The 13,796-nt window shown below is 62.9% G+C and carries 13 protein-coding genes; 4 read left to right on the plus strand and 9 right to left on the minus strand.

Annotated features, from left to right (window positions below):
• Positions 1–248: 248 nt before the first annotated feature.
• The 9 genes from ACK4OE_RS13230 to motA all read right to left on the minus strand — a co-directional run bounded on the left by ACK4OE_RS13230 (position 249) and on the right by motA (position 9,665).
• Positions 249–965 (minus strand): RNA polymerase sigma factor FliA, encoded by a 717-nt coding sequence (locus ACK4OE_RS13230; RefSeq protein WP_409885274.1) that lies wholly within the window; start codon positions 963–965, stop codon positions 249–251.
• Positions 966–993: 28 nt separating this feature from the next.
• On the minus strand, positions 994–1,791 hold the full coding sequence (locus ACK4OE_RS13235) for a hypothetical protein (RefSeq protein WP_409885275.1): 798 nt from the start codon (positions 1,789–1,791) through the stop codon (positions 994–996).
• Positions 1,784–3,307, minus strand: coding sequence for a flagellar biosynthesis protein FlhF (gene flhF / locus ACK4OE_RS13240; RefSeq protein WP_409885276.1), 1,524 nt, complete (start codon positions 3,305–3,307; stop codon positions 1,784–1,786). Before flhF ends, ACK4OE_RS13235 begins: the two co-directional genes overlap by 8 nt.
• Positions 3,304–5,385 carry a flagellar biosynthesis protein FlhA gene (flhA, locus tag ACK4OE_RS13245; RefSeq protein ID WP_409885277.1) on the minus strand — a complete coding sequence of 694 codons (2,082 nt, stop codon included), beginning with the start codon at positions 5,383–5,385 and terminating at the stop codon, positions 3,304–3,306. The genes flhF and flhA overlap by 4 nt, the downstream gene beginning before the upstream one ends.
• Complete coding sequence (locus ACK4OE_RS13250; protein WP_409885278.1) at positions 5,382–6,536, minus strand: flagellar biosynthesis protein FlhB; 1,155 nt, start codon at positions 6,534–6,536, stop codon at positions 5,382–5,384. The genes flhA and ACK4OE_RS13250 overlap by 4 nt, the downstream gene beginning before the upstream one ends.
• A 225-nt stretch (positions 6,537–6,761) precedes the next feature.
• Positions 6,762–7,382: a protein phosphatase CheZ gene (locus ACK4OE_RS13255; RefSeq protein ID WP_409885279.1), complete on the minus strand. Its 621-nt coding sequence runs from the start codon at positions 7,380–7,382 to the stop codon at positions 6,762–6,764.
• Between the two features lie 4 nt (positions 7,383–7,386).
• The gene (gene cheY, locus ACK4OE_RS13260) at positions 7,387–7,773 is read right to left on the minus strand and encodes a chemotaxis response regulator CheY (protein ID WP_409885280.1); all 387 of its coding nucleotides are present in this window, start codon (positions 7,771–7,773) and stop codon (positions 7,387–7,389) included.
• Between the two features lie 71 nt (positions 7,774–7,844).
• The gene (motB, locus tag ACK4OE_RS13265) at positions 7,845–8,777 is read right to left on the minus strand and encodes a flagellar motor protein MotB (RefSeq protein ID WP_409885281.1); all 933 of its coding nucleotides are present in this window, start codon (positions 8,775–8,777) and stop codon (positions 7,845–7,847) included.
• Positions 8,778–8,804: 27 nt separating this feature from the next.
• Complete coding sequence (motA, locus tag ACK4OE_RS13270; RefSeq protein ID WP_409885282.1) at positions 8,805–9,665, minus strand: flagellar motor stator protein MotA; 861 nt, start codon at positions 9,663–9,665, stop codon at positions 8,805–8,807.
• Between the two features lie 490 nt (positions 9,666–10,155).
• On the opposite strand from motA, the gene rfbF reads away from it, so the two are divergent.
• The 4 genes from rfbF to ACK4OE_RS13290 are packed head-to-tail and all read left to right on the plus strand — an operon-like array spanning position 10,156 to position 13,795.
• Positions 10,156–10,926 carry a glucose-1-phosphate cytidylyltransferase gene (rfbF, locus tag ACK4OE_RS13275; RefSeq protein ID WP_409885283.1) on the plus strand — a complete coding sequence of 257 codons (771 nt, stop codon included), beginning with the start codon at positions 10,156–10,158 and terminating at the stop codon, positions 10,924–10,926.
• Between the two features lie 6 nt (positions 10,927–10,932).
• A complete protein-coding gene (gene rfbG, locus ACK4OE_RS13280) occupies positions 10,933–12,000 on the plus strand; it encodes a CDP-glucose 4,6-dehydratase (RefSeq protein ID WP_409885284.1) in 1,068 nt (355 codons plus the stop codon).
• A complete protein-coding gene (locus ACK4OE_RS13285) occupies positions 11,997–12,557 on the plus strand; it encodes a dTDP-4-dehydrorhamnose 3,5-epimerase family protein (RefSeq protein WP_409885285.1) in 561 nt (186 codons plus the stop codon). The genes rfbG and ACK4OE_RS13285 overlap by 4 nt, the downstream gene beginning before the upstream one ends.
• Positions 12,554–13,795 carry a methyltransferase domain-containing protein gene (locus tag ACK4OE_RS13290; RefSeq protein ID WP_409885286.1) on the plus strand — a complete coding sequence of 414 codons (1,242 nt, stop codon included), beginning with the start codon at positions 12,554–12,556 and terminating at the stop codon, positions 13,793–13,795. The genes ACK4OE_RS13285 and ACK4OE_RS13290 overlap by 4 nt, the downstream gene beginning before the upstream one ends.
• Position 13,796 lies beyond the last annotated feature (1 nt).

Here is a 13,796-nt window from a genome sequence, read left to right on the forward strand (position 1 = left end):
GCCAGGCGCGGGTCGGGGATGACTTGCAGGTGCTGCAGCAGGGTCACAGGGGCTGGTTGGGTGATCAAACGCTGCAGTTTCGCCGCAAATAGCGGCCCTATTTAGATGCGATTGCCCTGGCTCGCGAAGTACCTTTAGCCGGTGATACGGGCACGATCCAAGTCAGGGCCACCGTGAAACTGGCTCCGCCAGGCCACCGGTGGCGTCCCCCTCAGGGGGAAGGCGCCGAAGGCGACTCAGGGGGAGTCTCAATGCGCGCGCATCTTCGCGCGCAGCCGCGCGATGGACTGGCTGTGCAGCTGGCATACCCGCGACTCGGTGACGCCCAGCACGGCCGCAATTTCCTTCAGGTTCATGTCATGTTCGTAGTACATGCCCATGATGTGCTGCTCGCGCTCGGGCAAGGTCTTGATGGCATTGACCAGCGACGTCTTGAGCCGGTGGTCGCGCAGCATTTCCAGCGGGTCGGCATCGGCGTCTGCCACATGCCGGTCCAGAAAGCCGTCGTCGTCCTCGTTGCCATGCGTCATGTCCTCCAGGTACACCAGCTGGGTGCCCCGGACTTTGCCGAGCAGGCTTTGATACTCGACCAGACTCATGCCCATCTCGTCCGCAATTTCTGATTCGAGCGGGCTGCGGCCCAGTTTCTGCTCCAGCCGGTGCACGGCGTGCTCGATGTCTTTCTGGCTCTTGCGAGAGCTGCGCGACATCCAGTCGCCCTCGCGCAGTTCGTCGAGCATGGCACCGCGAATGCGTTGGGTGGCAAAGGTTTCGAACTGCACTCCCTGGGCGACTTCGTAGCGCGACAAGGCCTCCGCCAGGCCCATCATGCCGACCTGGATCAGATCGTCCAGCTCCACATTCGGAGGGAGCTTGGCGATCATGTGGTGCGCGATCCTGCGGACCAGCGGAACATGCTGGCGAATCATCGCGTCACGATCGAGCTGGCCTTTGGCGGTGTACATAGAGAGCGTGTGATGCACTGTTAGGACGTCAATGGCTCCGGACGATATGTGCGGGAGTGCTCTTGGGGTCGTAAGGGGGCAGTGCAGTCAGCGACTCACTGATGGTGCCCGCATTCTCCAGCAGTTGCAAGGCCAGGCGCTGAAGGTCCTGGGGGTTCTGCGTTGCAATTGTGGTGGTGCGCACGGGGCCGCCCAGATGGCGTTCTGCACATCTTTGCAGCGTCTGCAGGGCCGACTGCGTCTTGCGTCGCTCCGCCGCGGTGTTGCCGTGCAGCAAGGCGGCCACCATGCAAGGCATGGCGGTGTGCATGGCGATCTGTTTGAGGCTCTTGTAGCTGGTGATGACACCGGCGGAGCCCTGTCCCATCACCACCAGGGGAATCGTCGCGGTATGCGTCAGCAACGGGCCCAGCGTGGACGCGGGTGCGTGCAGCACCATCAGCCCGTAGGTTCGGAAGTAGGGGAGAAGGCCCTGCAACGGCGGCGTGTGGGTGCTGCGTGCCTCGCGGCTGATGTGCAGCAGGCCCTTTGCGGCAGGAATCACCGCCAGCGACGACGCGGTGGCGCCCATGTTCATGCTGGCGCCTTCATTCCAGGGCGTTTGCTGCAGCAAATGCGTCAAGCCGGGGCTGTCTTCCGTCTCTTGGGCGGTGCCGTCCAGCACGACCACGGGGTAGCCCAGTCTTTGCAGGCTGGCGCAGATCTGCCACAGCGCCTCCAGCCCGGTGGCGGCGTTGCCCTGGCTGGCAACCGCCAGCACCCGCAGTTCGGATTGCGGCGTAAAGCTGTGCAGCCCAGCGCCTTGGTGAAAACCGATATCAAGCATCAACCAGTCCTCGCTCGGTCATGGTGTCGGGGGAATGCGAGAAAAAGAAGTTCAGGTCCACCGCCTTGGGGTCGAACGCCGACTTGGCAGGCGCGCGCATGGAGGTGGAGACGAGTTTGTGCGCATCGGCTCGCTCCCAGTCCTCAGGCACTCGCTGGCCGTTGGTCACGCCGCGCAGCACCATCTGGTGGCGGATCAGCGCATCAATGGCAGGGCCCAGTTTCACGGCCTCATCCACTTTGGAGAGGATGGCTTGCTGCGATCCATCGGTTTTGAACGCGGTGAGCACATCGTCCAGGGTGTCGCCGTGGCAGCCCGCGTTGAGCACCAGCAGGCGGTTGACGTTGGGCAGGTCCAGCACATCCAGCATGTCGCGCTTGCGGGGGTCGCGTGGGGCAACGCCCGTGGTGTCGATGAGTACCATCTTCTTGCCGTTGAGCAGCCCCAGCAGGTCTTGCAGCGCAGCGCGGTCATGGGCCAGATGGGCGACGATGCCCAGCATGCGCCCGTAGGTGCGCAACTGCTCATGGGCGCCAACGCGGTAGGTGTCCAGCGTGATGAGCCCCACGCTACCAGGCCCGTGGATGCGTGCGCACAGTGCGGCCAGCTTGGCTGTGGTGGTGGTCTTGCCGACGCCGGTGGATCCCACCATGGCAAAGATCCCGCCCTGTTCATAAAGGGGTGGGTCCACCAGATCGGTCTTGAGGTTGCGCTCCAGCACTTCCATCAACCAGCGCACGGATTCGGCGGCTGACAACTCTTCGGGCATGCGTTCCAGCACAGCGCGGGCCAGCGCTGGCGAGTATCCAGCGCGAATCATCTTGAGCATGAGGTTCGACTGAATCGGGTTCTGGCGCGCTTGCCCCAGCCAGGCCAGCGTGTTGAAGCGGTCCTCGATCAGTTCCTTCATCGCATGCAGTTCGGTCATCACGCTTTGCTGGTTGTTCACCTGGGCCAAATGGCTGGTCGATGCTTCCTGGCGGCGGCGAGGAGGCTCGGGCGGGATGTCCATGGGGATGGTGCGCAGCGGGTTGTGGCGAACCACGGCCGGTGCGGAGGTGATGCGCTCGCGCTCAGGCGCTTCGTCGCGGCTGCGCTCAGACAGCGTGGGCGGGTCCGACGGGCCGTTCATGGCTTCATGGCGGCGGCGCAGCATGCGCTCACGCACGTAGTCCTGGAACGACAGCGTGCTCATGGCCAGCTGCTCGGTGTCTTCTTCGACGGGATTGCGACCTAGGTGGGCAGTTGCCGTCGGCTGGTTGTTGGAGCGTGATGGGATACCCCGCGCCTGCGTTTGTGCCAGCAGCGGTGGGTTGCTGGATGCCGAAGATCCCGAAGATGCCGAGATGCCCGTGCCGCCATCCAGTGCCGACAACGTGTCTTCCGCGGTGGCCACCACCTCGACGCCATTGGCCGTGGGGCGGTTGGACAGAATCAGTGTGCCGTCGCCAAAGGCCATGCGCGCTTTGGCCAGAGCTTCCCGGGATGTGGGAGCGTGAAAGCGTTTGATGTTCATGCTGATGCACCTTTAAGGATCGGCCCAATGCGGATGGTGTGGGTCTCGGGGATTTCACTGTGCGCAAGCACCTGCAGGCGGGGCGCCACGCGGCGCACCAGGCGAGAGATGGCATTGCGGATCTGGTCGGGAACCAGCAGGCAGGCGGGCAGGCCCATCTCTTCCTGCTTGAGGGCCACTTCGGCCGCCTTTTGCGTCAGGATGTCGGCCACCCCGGGGTCCAGGGCCGGGCCCGCGGCGTTGCCCAGGGCTTGCACCAACAGGCGCTCCAGACCGGGTTCGATGGCAATGACGTTGAGCTCTCGGGTAGGGCCGTAGATCTGCTGAACGATGGCGGGCGACAGCGCAATGCGCACGCGGCGGGCCAGTTCCACCGGGTCGGTGGTGCCACCCGCGTGTTCGGCCAGTGTTTCGATGATGGTGCGGATATCGCGGATGTGCACAGACTCTTCCAGCAGCAGCTGCAGGACTTTCTGGAACGTTGCGATGGAGACCATTTTGGGGACCACTTCTTCGATGAGCTTGGGGGCCAGCTTGGCCACGTGTTCCACCAGTTGCTGGGTCTCTGTACGACTCAAAAGCTTGGCGGCTTGCACTTGCATCAAGTGTGACAAATGGGTGGCCATCACGGTTTCGGAATCAACGACCGTAAAACCTGCCATTTGTGCCGCTTCCTTCTGCCGATCGTCGATCCAGTGTGCTGGCAGGCCAAACGCAGGGTCGGTGGTGGGGGTGCCGATCAGGGGCGTGGTGATGCCACCGGGGTTGATGGCCAGGAACATGCCGGGGAAGGCCTCGCCTTCGCCCACCACCACACCACGCAGGGTGATGCGGTAGCCGCTGGGCTTGAGTTCAAGGTTGTCGCGCACATGCACAGCAGGGGGCAAGAAGCCCACCTCTTGCGCAAACTTGCGGCGCACGCCCTTGATGCGGGTGAGCAGGTCGCCCTGGCGGCTCTTGTCCACCAGGCTGATCAGGCGGTAGCCCAGCTCCAGGCCCAGCAGGTCCACAGGTTGCAGGTCGTCCCAGGTGGCTTCTCCGTCGCTCACCGGGGCAGGCGGCGCTTCAACTTCGGGTGGCACCTTCTGGCGTTCGTGCAGCACCCAGGCGCCGTAGCCCAGCAGGGCACCCATGGTCAGGAACACCAGGTGGGGCATGCCAGGGATCAGGCCCAGCAGTATCAAAATGCCGGCAGTCACGCCCAGAACGCGGGGCGACATGAACAGCTGTTCGACGATCTGGCGGCCCATGTCGTGGTCTTTGCCCACGCGCGAGATCACCATGGCGGCGGCGACCGAGATCAGCAGACCGGGGATCTGCGCCACCAGGGCATCACCAATGGCCAGAAGGATGTAGGTGTCTGCCGCCTGCTTGGCCGACAGGTCGTGCTGCAAAACCCCGATGGCAAAGCCACCGATGATGTTGATCAAGAGGATCAGGATGCCCGCGACGGCATCGCCGCGCACGAACTTGGACGCACCGTCCATGGAGCCGAAGAAGTTCGCTTCTTCCGCGACTTCTGCGCGCCGGCGTTTCGCTTCCTTCTCGTCGATCATCCCGGCGTTCAGGTCGGCGTCTACCGCCATCTGTTTGCCAGGCATGGCGTCCAGCGCGAAGCGCGCAGAAACCTCGGCGATACGCTCCGCACCCTTGGTAATCACCACAAAGTTGATCACCACCAGAATCGAGAAAACAATCAGGCCCACGGCAAAGTTGCCGCCAATCAGAAAGTGCCCAAAGGCCTCGATCACCGCCCCGGCCGCCCCCGGGCCTGTGTGGCCTTCCAGCAAGACCACCCGGGTAGATGCCACGTTCAGCGACAGCCGCATGAGCGTGGTCAACAGCAGCACGGCAGGGAACGCCGCAAAATCCAGCGGGCGCAGCATGTACGCCGCCACCATCATCACCATGAGCGCGACGGCGATGTTCAGGGTGAAAAACGCATCCAGCAGCCAGGGCGGAATGGGCAACACCATGAGTGCCAGGATGGCCACCACCAGCAACGGCGCCGACATGCCCTGCAAGGCGCCCGAATGGCTGCCCGCCCATTGCCGAAGAGACGTCATGGAGTTGTTCATACAGGGGCGCCTTGCACCGTGGTGCCGTTGAGCGGATCGAGTTCCGGAGGAACATAGGGGTCAACCAGGCTGTCGGGCATGCGGCCTTCGCCCCGCAGTGCCGCCTTCAGTCGGTACACATAGGCCAGCACCTGCGCCACGGCGGTGTACAGCGTGGCGGGGATGGCCTGGTCAAGCTCTGCGTGGGCGTAGAGTGCGCGCGCCAGCATGGGCGATTGCAGCACTGGCACGCCGTGTTCCTTGGCCAGATCGCGGATGCGCATGGCGGTCAGGTCTGTGCCGCGTGACACCACCTGCGGTGCGCTCATCGTCTTCTCGTCGTACTTCAGCGCTACGGCGTAGTGGGTAGGGTTCATCACCACAAAATCGGCCTTGGGCACGGCCGACACGCTGGCCCGGTCGGCCACTTCGCGTTGGCGCTGGCGGATACGGCCTTTGGTGTGGGGGTTACCGTCCGATTCCTTGTGCTCTTGCTTGACCTCTTCGTGCGACATCTTCAGACGCGCCTTGAAGAAGTACGCCTGCAGGGGCACGTCGATGAGCGCCGCCAGGAACACCACCAGCAACAGCAGGCTCATGCCCGACGTGAGCCAGTCACCCACCTGGCGGATCGCCAGGGGCGAGGGTTGCAGCACCAGCATGGCCACCTGCTCGATGCTGTTGCCCAGGTACTTCCAGGCCACAAACGTCAGGATGGCCGACATCAGCACCATCTTGGCCACGTTGGCCATTTGCTGCTTTGAAAAGAGATTGGTGAACCCGGAAATCGGGTTGAGCCGGTTGAACTGGGGAGTGATGGGCTTGGCGCTGAAGATCCAGCCGCCCGCTCCAATCGCGCTGATGAGGGCAGCGCCTCCGGTCAGCACGGCAAACACCGTGCTGGCGACCACGCCAATCACGACCATGTCCTGCAGCCGCGTGATCATGTGCCCGGGCGACATGACCGTGGCAGAGTTGAATGCCAGCTGCTGGCTCATCGCCAGCTGCATGCGGTTCATCAGCTCTGGCGCCAGCAGCAGCAGGCAGGCAGCGCCTACGCCCAGAATGGCCAAATGCGACAGATCCCGTGAGCGAGCGCCCTGGCCGTCTTCGCGCGTTTTTTGCAGCTTGCGCTCTGACGCGGGGAGGCTTTTTTCTTGGCTGGATTCCATGGTGGCATGACGGCTGGTGTCATGCCATTGTCGTGAGCGACCTGGAAATCTAAAGCTGGATAAGGGGGCCGCTGCCCCCTCTTATCCTTGCTGAGCGTGACAGCAACGACGCTGTGGTCGCAGCCGCCTGAAGGGGCAGAGAGTTATGATGAAATTTCAAAAATGATAGCTGCTAGCGCTTGCTGGGTAAGCGCTAGAGGCCATTTTTATATGAAATCAGCCCGATCAGAACCCAAGGCTTGCCAGAAGGTCGTCAACCTGCGACTGGTCGGTGACCACATCGGGTGTGTTTTCTGGGTCTACCACCGGGCCCTGCAGGTGGGCCGGTTTGGCATCGACTGCGGGCACTTGGGCGTTGGGCGGTGCAGTCTGAATAAGCAACTGCACCAGTTGCTCTTCAATCGTGGCTGCCAGGTTCACCACGCGGGCAATCACCTGGCCTGTCAGGTCGTGGAAGTCCTGCGCCATCATGATTTCGGTCAGATGGGTGTCGGCTTCCTTGGTCACGCGCTCGACATCGGTGAGGAAATTCATGATTTCCCCCTTCGCCACCGCTGCCACCGGGTCCTTGACCAGCGACGTCACCACGCGGCGGGTTTCAGCGGCGATGAAGTCGTGCTGTGCCTTGGCCTGTTCAACACGGTTGAGCACCTTCTCGGCGGCTTCGCCGGTGAGGCGGGCAATGTATGACAGGCGGCTTTGCGCGTCGGGTAGCTCACCCATCGAGCCGCGCAGCTTGTCGGCATAGCCCAGCTCGTTCAGCGAATCGTGAAGCTGGCGAGTCAGCTGGCCGATCTTGTGGTGAACATCGGCAGGCGGCTGGCTGGTATCCGGTGTGTCGTCCATGGTGTCATATCCCCATCTTCTTGAGGATCAAGGTCACTTTTTCTTCCAAAGTGGCCTTGGTGAAGGGTTTGACGATGTAGCCCGCAGCGCCGCCCTGGGCGGCTGCAACGATGTCTTCCTTGCGGGCCTCAGCCGTCACCATCAGAACAGGCAAGTGTTTGAGCTTGTCGTCCTTCTTGATTTCGGCCAGCAGCTGGAAGCCATTCATGTTGGGCATGTTGATGTCCGTCACCACGAAATCAAACTTGCTGTTGCGCAGCTTGTTCAACGCGGCCACGCCGTCTTCGGCCTCATCGGCATCGGCAAACCCGCTCTCTTTGAGCAGATTGCGAACAATGCGTCGCATGGTGGAGAAATCGTCAACGATCAAAAAACGAAGGGCTGTGGTCACGTGGGACCCTTTCGATGGGAATGGCTGTAAGTATTGTCATGGGTGGCAGGTTTGGTGACAAGTCGTAACCGTTACCTGCTTGGGGGGGGATTTTCCCGCTTTTCATTCAGCAGTTCTGTTGAAGTGATTTCGGGGATCCCTTTACCCATGAGACGTTCTTCGGCCTCCCGGGTCAACACCGTGATGGTGATGCGCCGGTTGGCGGGTGATCGGGGGGTGTCTGGCTCCAGCAAATCGCTGGCTGCAAGGCCCACTACACGGCCCAGTTTAGCGTCTGGCATGCCAGCAGAGACCAGTTCTCTGCGCGATGCATTGGCGCGGTCTGCCGACAGCTCCCAGTTGCTATAGCCTCGCTCGCTGTTGCCGTAGGGCACGGCATCTGTGTGGCCCGCCAGGCTGACGCGGTTTTCTACCCCACCCAGCGCTGCGCCGATCTCGCGCAATATGTCGCGCATGTAGGGTTTTACCAACGCACTGCCGCTGTCAAACATGGGGCGGTTCTGGTCATCCACGATCTGAATCTGCAATCCGTCGGGCGTGATGTCGATGCGGATCTGCGACTTGTATTCCGCCAGACGGGGGTTTTCGGTGATCAGCGCATCAATCTTGGCTTCCAGTGCCTTGATGCGGTCCAGGTCTTGTTTGGCCCGCTCTGCCCGTGCTGCCTCAATGCTCATGCGGCGCTGCTTGGCTTCTTCCGAATCGGAGCGCCGCACCTGGCCATGCACCTTGGACAGGTCATTGCCGCCCCCTGGAATGATGCTTGAACTGTTGCCAGACCCATCACCGCCGGTCATGGCCACCTTGAGGGGTGAGGAAAAGTGAGCGGCAATGCCCTGCAGCTCACCCTTGGCCGTCGAACCCAGCAGCCACATCAGCAAAAAGAACGCCATCATCGCCGTCACGAAGTCGGCGTAAGCGATCTTCCAGGCGCCGCCATGCACAGCGTGGCCGCCTTTCTTGACGCGTTTGATGATGATCGGTTGGAGTTTCTTTTCTGCCATGGCAGTCAACTTTGGCGCGGGTAGCGCTTATTTTTTGCCCTTTACGTGGCCTTCCAGCTCAGAGAAGCTGGGGCGATCACCAGAGAACAGTACCTTGCGTCCAAACTCGATCGCGGTCGCCGGGTTGTAGCCCTGCATGCTGGCCAGCAGGGTGGCCTTGATGCACTGCAACTCCTTGGCAGCATCTTCAGTTTTTTGCTCCACCAGTCCACCGATAGGCTCTACCACTCCATAGGCCAGCAAAATACCCAGAAAGGTACCCACCAGCGCTGATCCAATCATGCCGCCCAGCACAGAAGGTGGCTGCCCCACCGAGCCCATGGTGTTCACCACCCCCAACACCGCCGCAATGATCCCGAAGGCTGGCAGGGCACCTGCCAGACGGGCAATGGCCGCAATGGGCGCATGGGCCTCCTGGTGGTGTGTGTCGATCTCGCTGTCCATCAGCGCTTCAATTTCGTGGGAGTTGAGATTGCCCGATACCATCATGCGCAGGTAGTCGGTGGTGAATTCGATCACATGGTGGTCGCTGCCCACCGTTGGATATTTCTTGAAAATCTCTGACTCGTGTGGCGCCTCGACATCCTTTTCAATGGCCATCAGCCCCTCTTTACGGGCTTTCTGCAGAATGTCGTAGAGCATGGCCATCAATTCCATGTACCTGGCCTTGGTGTACTTGGATCCCTTGAACGCCATGGGGATGGCCTTCATGGTGGCTTTGAGCACCTTGGGCTGGTTGTTGACCACAAATGCCCCGAGTGCTGCGCCCAGGATGGTGACCGTCTCAAACGGCAGCGCCTTCAAGATCACCTGAATGTTTCCGCCGTGCAGGATGTACACGCCGAAGATGCAGCCGAAAACAAGGATGTAACCGATGATGACGAACATGCTTTTTTGGCGGGTTGGGCGGCTGCCGAGGTAAAAAATGAGCGGGTCGGGCAAGTCCGCGGCCAACGCGGGTTACCTAAGGTTACTGCAAATGTATCGGATTGAAGAGCATGAATTACCACAAGAGAGATGGCAATACAGGGCTTCTCCGGTCAATCAGGTCGCGACGGCACGCATTAGCAGGCGTTCTTTAGGTGTGTGGCATGAAGCGTCGATTGCACACGGGCATCACGGAATGAATCTGGGTTGTGGCAGATGGCTCCGGTTTTTCCGCACAGGCACCAGGCCATCGCGTTCGCAACAATTTGCCAAGCAAAAATTGGTTCTTGCGCTCTATAGAAAAGCAAAAAATGCGTCTCTCTTGATAGCGATTTGATGTTTTTATGCCAGTGCCACTGGCTGTCCTGGCGCGCGCAATCCTTGCATTTGGCCCGTGTTTACTCTGTGACAAGTGCTTTTGGCGGAGCAGGGGCTGCACTATGCTGCGAGCATGAAAGCCGTACTGCTCGCGGGGGGCCTGGGAACCCGCATCTCGGAAGAGTCGCACTTGCGTCCCAAGCCCATGATCGAGATCGGTGGGCGGCCCATCCTTTGGCACATCATGAAGATGTATGCCGCCCATGGCGTCAACGACTTCATCATTTGCCTGGGTTACCGGGGCTATGTGATCAAGGAGTATTTCGCCAACTACTTCCTGCACATGTCCGACGTGACCTTTGACATGGCCAACAACCGCATGGAAGTGCACCACCGCCATGCCGAGCCCTGGCGCGTAACGCTGGTGGACACCGGCGAAAGCACCATGACGGGCGGGCGCCTGCGCCGGGTGCAGGAATACCTGCCGGCGGGCGAGCCCTTTTGCTTTACCTATGGCGACGGTGTTGCCGACCTCGATATGACGGCCCAGTTCGCCTTCCACCGCGCCCACGGCCGCCAAGCCACGGTGACGGCCGTGCAGCCCCCGGGCCGCTATGGTGCCCTGGTGCGTGACGGCGACACGGTGGCCGGGTTTGAGGAAAAACCGCGTGGCGATGGCGGCTGGATCAACGGCGGTTTTTTTGTGCTGCAGCCCGAGGTGGTCGACCAGATTGAAGGCGACGCTACCAGTTGGGAGCTGGAACCCATGGCCCGACTGGCCACCAGCGGCCAGCTGCGCGCGTTTGAACACACCGGCTTTTGGCAGCCCATGGACACGCTGCGCGAGAAAAACCTGTTGGAAGACCTGTGGCAATCGGGCCACGCTCCCTGGAAATGCTGGTAACCCACGATGCGCCCTGATCCCGACTTCTGGCGCGGCAAGCGCGTGTTGCTTACCGGCCACACTGGCTTCAAGGGCGCGTGGCTGGCCCTTTGGCTGCAGCGCCTGGGGGCGCAGGTGACCGGCGTGGCACTGCCGCCCGCCACCGAGCCCAACCTGTTCACCCTGGTGCAGCTGGGGCAGGCGGGGCAGGGCATGGAGAGCCATTTTTGCGACATCCGCAGCGCCCATGCCCTGGCCATGCGCGTGCGCGCCGCCCGGCCTGAAGTGGTGCTGCACCTGGCCGCGCAGGCTCTGGTGCGGCCCGGCTACGCCGCGCCGCTCGACACCTTCGCCACCAACGTCATGGGCACGGCACACTTGCTCGATGCGCTGCGCGGCCTGGCTGGCGTGCGTGTGGCCGTGGTGGTCACCACCGACAAGGTCTACCGCAACCGCGAATGGGCTTACCCCTACCGTGAAGACGACCCGTTGGGCGGGCACGACCCTTACAGCGCCAGCAAGGCCGCCGCCGAGCTGGTGACGGCCAGCTACCGCGATTCCTTTTTGGCCGCACAGGGCGTGGCCGTGGCTACCGCCCGCGCGGGAAACGTGATTGGCGGCGGCGACTGGGCGCAAGACCGCCTGCTGCCCGACGCCGTGCGCGCTTGGGGAGCGGGCGAGACCCTGCACATCCGCCGCCCCCTGGCCACGCGCCCCTGGCAGCACGTGCTGGAGCCGCTGGCCGCCTACCTGCGCCTGGCCGAGCGCCTGTGGGAATCGCCCACCCTGGCCGGTGCCTACAACTTTGGCCCGCTGCCGCACGAAGCGGCCATCGTAAAAAATGTGATCGAATTGGCCTCTAGCGCTTATCCATCAAGCGCTACCAGCTATGAAAAAGAGAGTAATGGACCGCACGAAGCTGGCTGGCTCGCACTCGAAACCGCCCACGCCCGCCAGGTGCTGGGCGTGGCCCCGCACTGGGCGCTGAGCACCGCCGTGGCCCGTACCATGAACTGGTACCGCCAGCAACACGGCGGCGCCGACGCGCGCGCGCTGTGCCTGGCCGACATCGACGCCTGGGAGGCTCGCTCGTGAGCCGCCTGGCCCTGGCGCCACTGCCCCTGGCGGGGCTCTTTCGCGTGATGCGCCAGCCGCTGGTGGATGAGCGGGGTTTTTTTGCCCGCATGTTCTGCGCGGAGGAACTTGCTGGTGTCGGCTGGACGGCCTCCATCGCGCAGATCAACCACAGCTACACGGCGCTGAAAGGCACCGTGCGCGGCATGCACTACCAAAAGTCGCCGCACGCCGAGATGAAACTCGTGGGCTGCCTGCGCGGCGAGGTGTGGGACGTGGCCGTAGACCTGCGCCAGGGCTCCCCCACCTTTTTGCATTGGCACGCCGAGCACCTGTCGGCCGACAACGGCCATGCGCTGCTCATCCCGCCCGGTTTTGCCCACGGCTTTCAGGCGCTGAGCGACCATGCCGAGCTGCTGTATTGCCACTCGGCCGCCTACGCGCCTGCTGCCGAAGCGGGCCTGAACCCGCTGGACCAGCGCCTGGCCATTGCCTGGCCCCTGCCGGCAGGGCAGCTGTCGCCCCGCGACGCAGGCCAGCCCGGGATGACCGACGAATTCGAAGGAGTGCGCCTGTGAAGTGCCGACACTGCGGCAGCCCGCTGCAACTGCCGTTTCTGGACCTGGGCAGTGCCCCGCCGTCCAACGCCTACCTGAACGAGGCCGCGCTGCGCGCGCCCGAAACCTGGTTCCCCCTGCGCCTCTTGGTGTGCGAAACCTGCTGGCTGGTGCAGACCGAAGACCACGCCGGGCGCGAGGCGCTGTTCACCGACGACTACGCGTATTTCAGTTCGTTCTCCTCCTCCTGGCTGGCCCATGCCAAGGCCTATGTCGGGGCGATGCGTGAACGCCTGGGCCTCACCGCTGCCAGCCGCGTGGTCGAGATCGCGTCGAACGACGGCTACCTGCTGCAATACGTGCAGGCGGCTGGCATCCCTTGCTACGGCGTAGAGCCCACCGCCAGCACGGCGGCGGCGGCCCGCGCTAAAGGCATCGAGGTGGTCGAGCGATTTTTTGGCGTGGCGCTGGCCGACGAGCTGTCCGCCGCCGACCGCCAGGCCGACCTGATCGCCGCCAACAATGTGCTGGCCCATGTGCCCGACATCAACGACTTTGTGGGCGGCTTTACCCGCTTGCTCAAGCCCCACGGCGTGGCCACCTTCGAGTTTCCGCACCTGCTGCGCATGGTGCAAGGTTGCCAGTTCGACACGGCGTACCACGAGCACTATTCCTATTTGTCGCTCACGGCGGTGCAGCGCATCTTTGCGGCCAACGGCCTGGTAGTAATCGATGTGCAAGAGCTGCCCACGCACGGCGGCAGCCTGCGCGTGTTTGCCGCCCGCGCCGACGCTGTGGGCCACCCGCAGGCCAGCGCGGAAGGCGCTCTGCGCGTGCAGCAACTGCTGGCCACCGAGGCGGCTGCGGGCATGCTGGGTGCAGGTTTTTACAGCGATTTCCAGGCCCAGGCCATACGGGTCAAGCGCGAGCTGCTCACATTTTTGCTGCAGTGCCAGGCCGACGGTGTGAGCGTGGGTGCCTACGGCGCGGCCGCCAAGGGCAACACCCTGCTCAACTTTGCGGGCGTGCGGCCCGACCTGCTGCCCTACGCGGTGGACAAGAACCCCGCCAAACAGGGCCAGTACCTGCCCGGCAGCCACATCCCGGTGGTGAGCGAGGCGCACCTGCGCGCCCACAAGCCGCTGCGCATCCTCATCCTGCCCTGGAACCTGCGCAGCGAGGTGGCCGAGCAGCTGGACTACACGCGCAGCTGGGGCGCACAGATGGTGGTGGCTGTGCCGCGCCTGGAGGTGTTTTAAA

The sequence above is a fragment of the Acidovorax sp. genome (assembly GCF_046314175.1).
Lineage (GTDB): Bacteria > Pseudomonadota > Gammaproteobacteria > Burkholderiales > Burkholderiaceae_C > Acidovorax.

What these genes read in the sequence shown, in the direction of transcription:
- ACK4OE_RS13230 (WP_409885274.1), bottom strand. Translation starts at nt 965, where the DNA reads ATGTACACCGCCAAAGGCCAGCTCGATCGTGACGCGATGATTCGCCAG.
- ACK4OE_RS13235 (WP_409885275.1), bottom strand. Translation starts at nt 1,791, where the DNA reads ATGCTTGATATCGGTTTTCACCAAGGCGCTGGGCTGCACAGCTTTACG.
- flhF (WP_409885276.1), bottom strand. Translation starts at nt 3,307, where the DNA reads ATGAACATCAAACGCTTTCACGCTCCCACATCCCGGGAAGCTCTGGCC.
- flhA (WP_409885277.1), bottom strand. Translation starts at nt 5,385, where the DNA reads ATGAACAACTCCATGACGTCTCTTCGGCAATGGGCGGGCAGCCATTCG.
- ACK4OE_RS13250 (WP_409885278.1), bottom strand. Translation starts at nt 6,536, where the DNA reads ATGGAATCCAGCCAAGAAAAAAGCCTCCCCGCGTCAGAGCGCAAGCTG.
- ACK4OE_RS13255 (WP_409885279.1), bottom strand. Translation starts at nt 7,382, where the DNA reads ATGGACGACACACCGGATACCAGCCAGCCGCCTGCCGATGTTCACCAC.
- motB (WP_409885281.1), bottom strand. Translation starts at nt 8,777, where the DNA reads ATGGCAGAAAAGAAACTCCAACCGATCATCATCAAACGCGTCAAGAAA.
- motA (WP_409885282.1), bottom strand. Translation starts at nt 9,665, where the DNA reads ATGTTCGTCATCATCGGTTACATCCTTGTTTTCGGCTGCATCTTCGGC.
- rfbF (WP_409885283.1), top strand. Translation starts at nt 10,156, where the DNA reads ATGAAAGCCGTACTGCTCGCGGGGGGCCTGGGAACCCGCATCTCGGAA.
- rfbG (WP_409885284.1), top strand. Translation starts at nt 10,933, where the DNA reads ATGCGCCCTGATCCCGACTTCTGGCGCGGCAAGCGCGTGTTGCTTACC.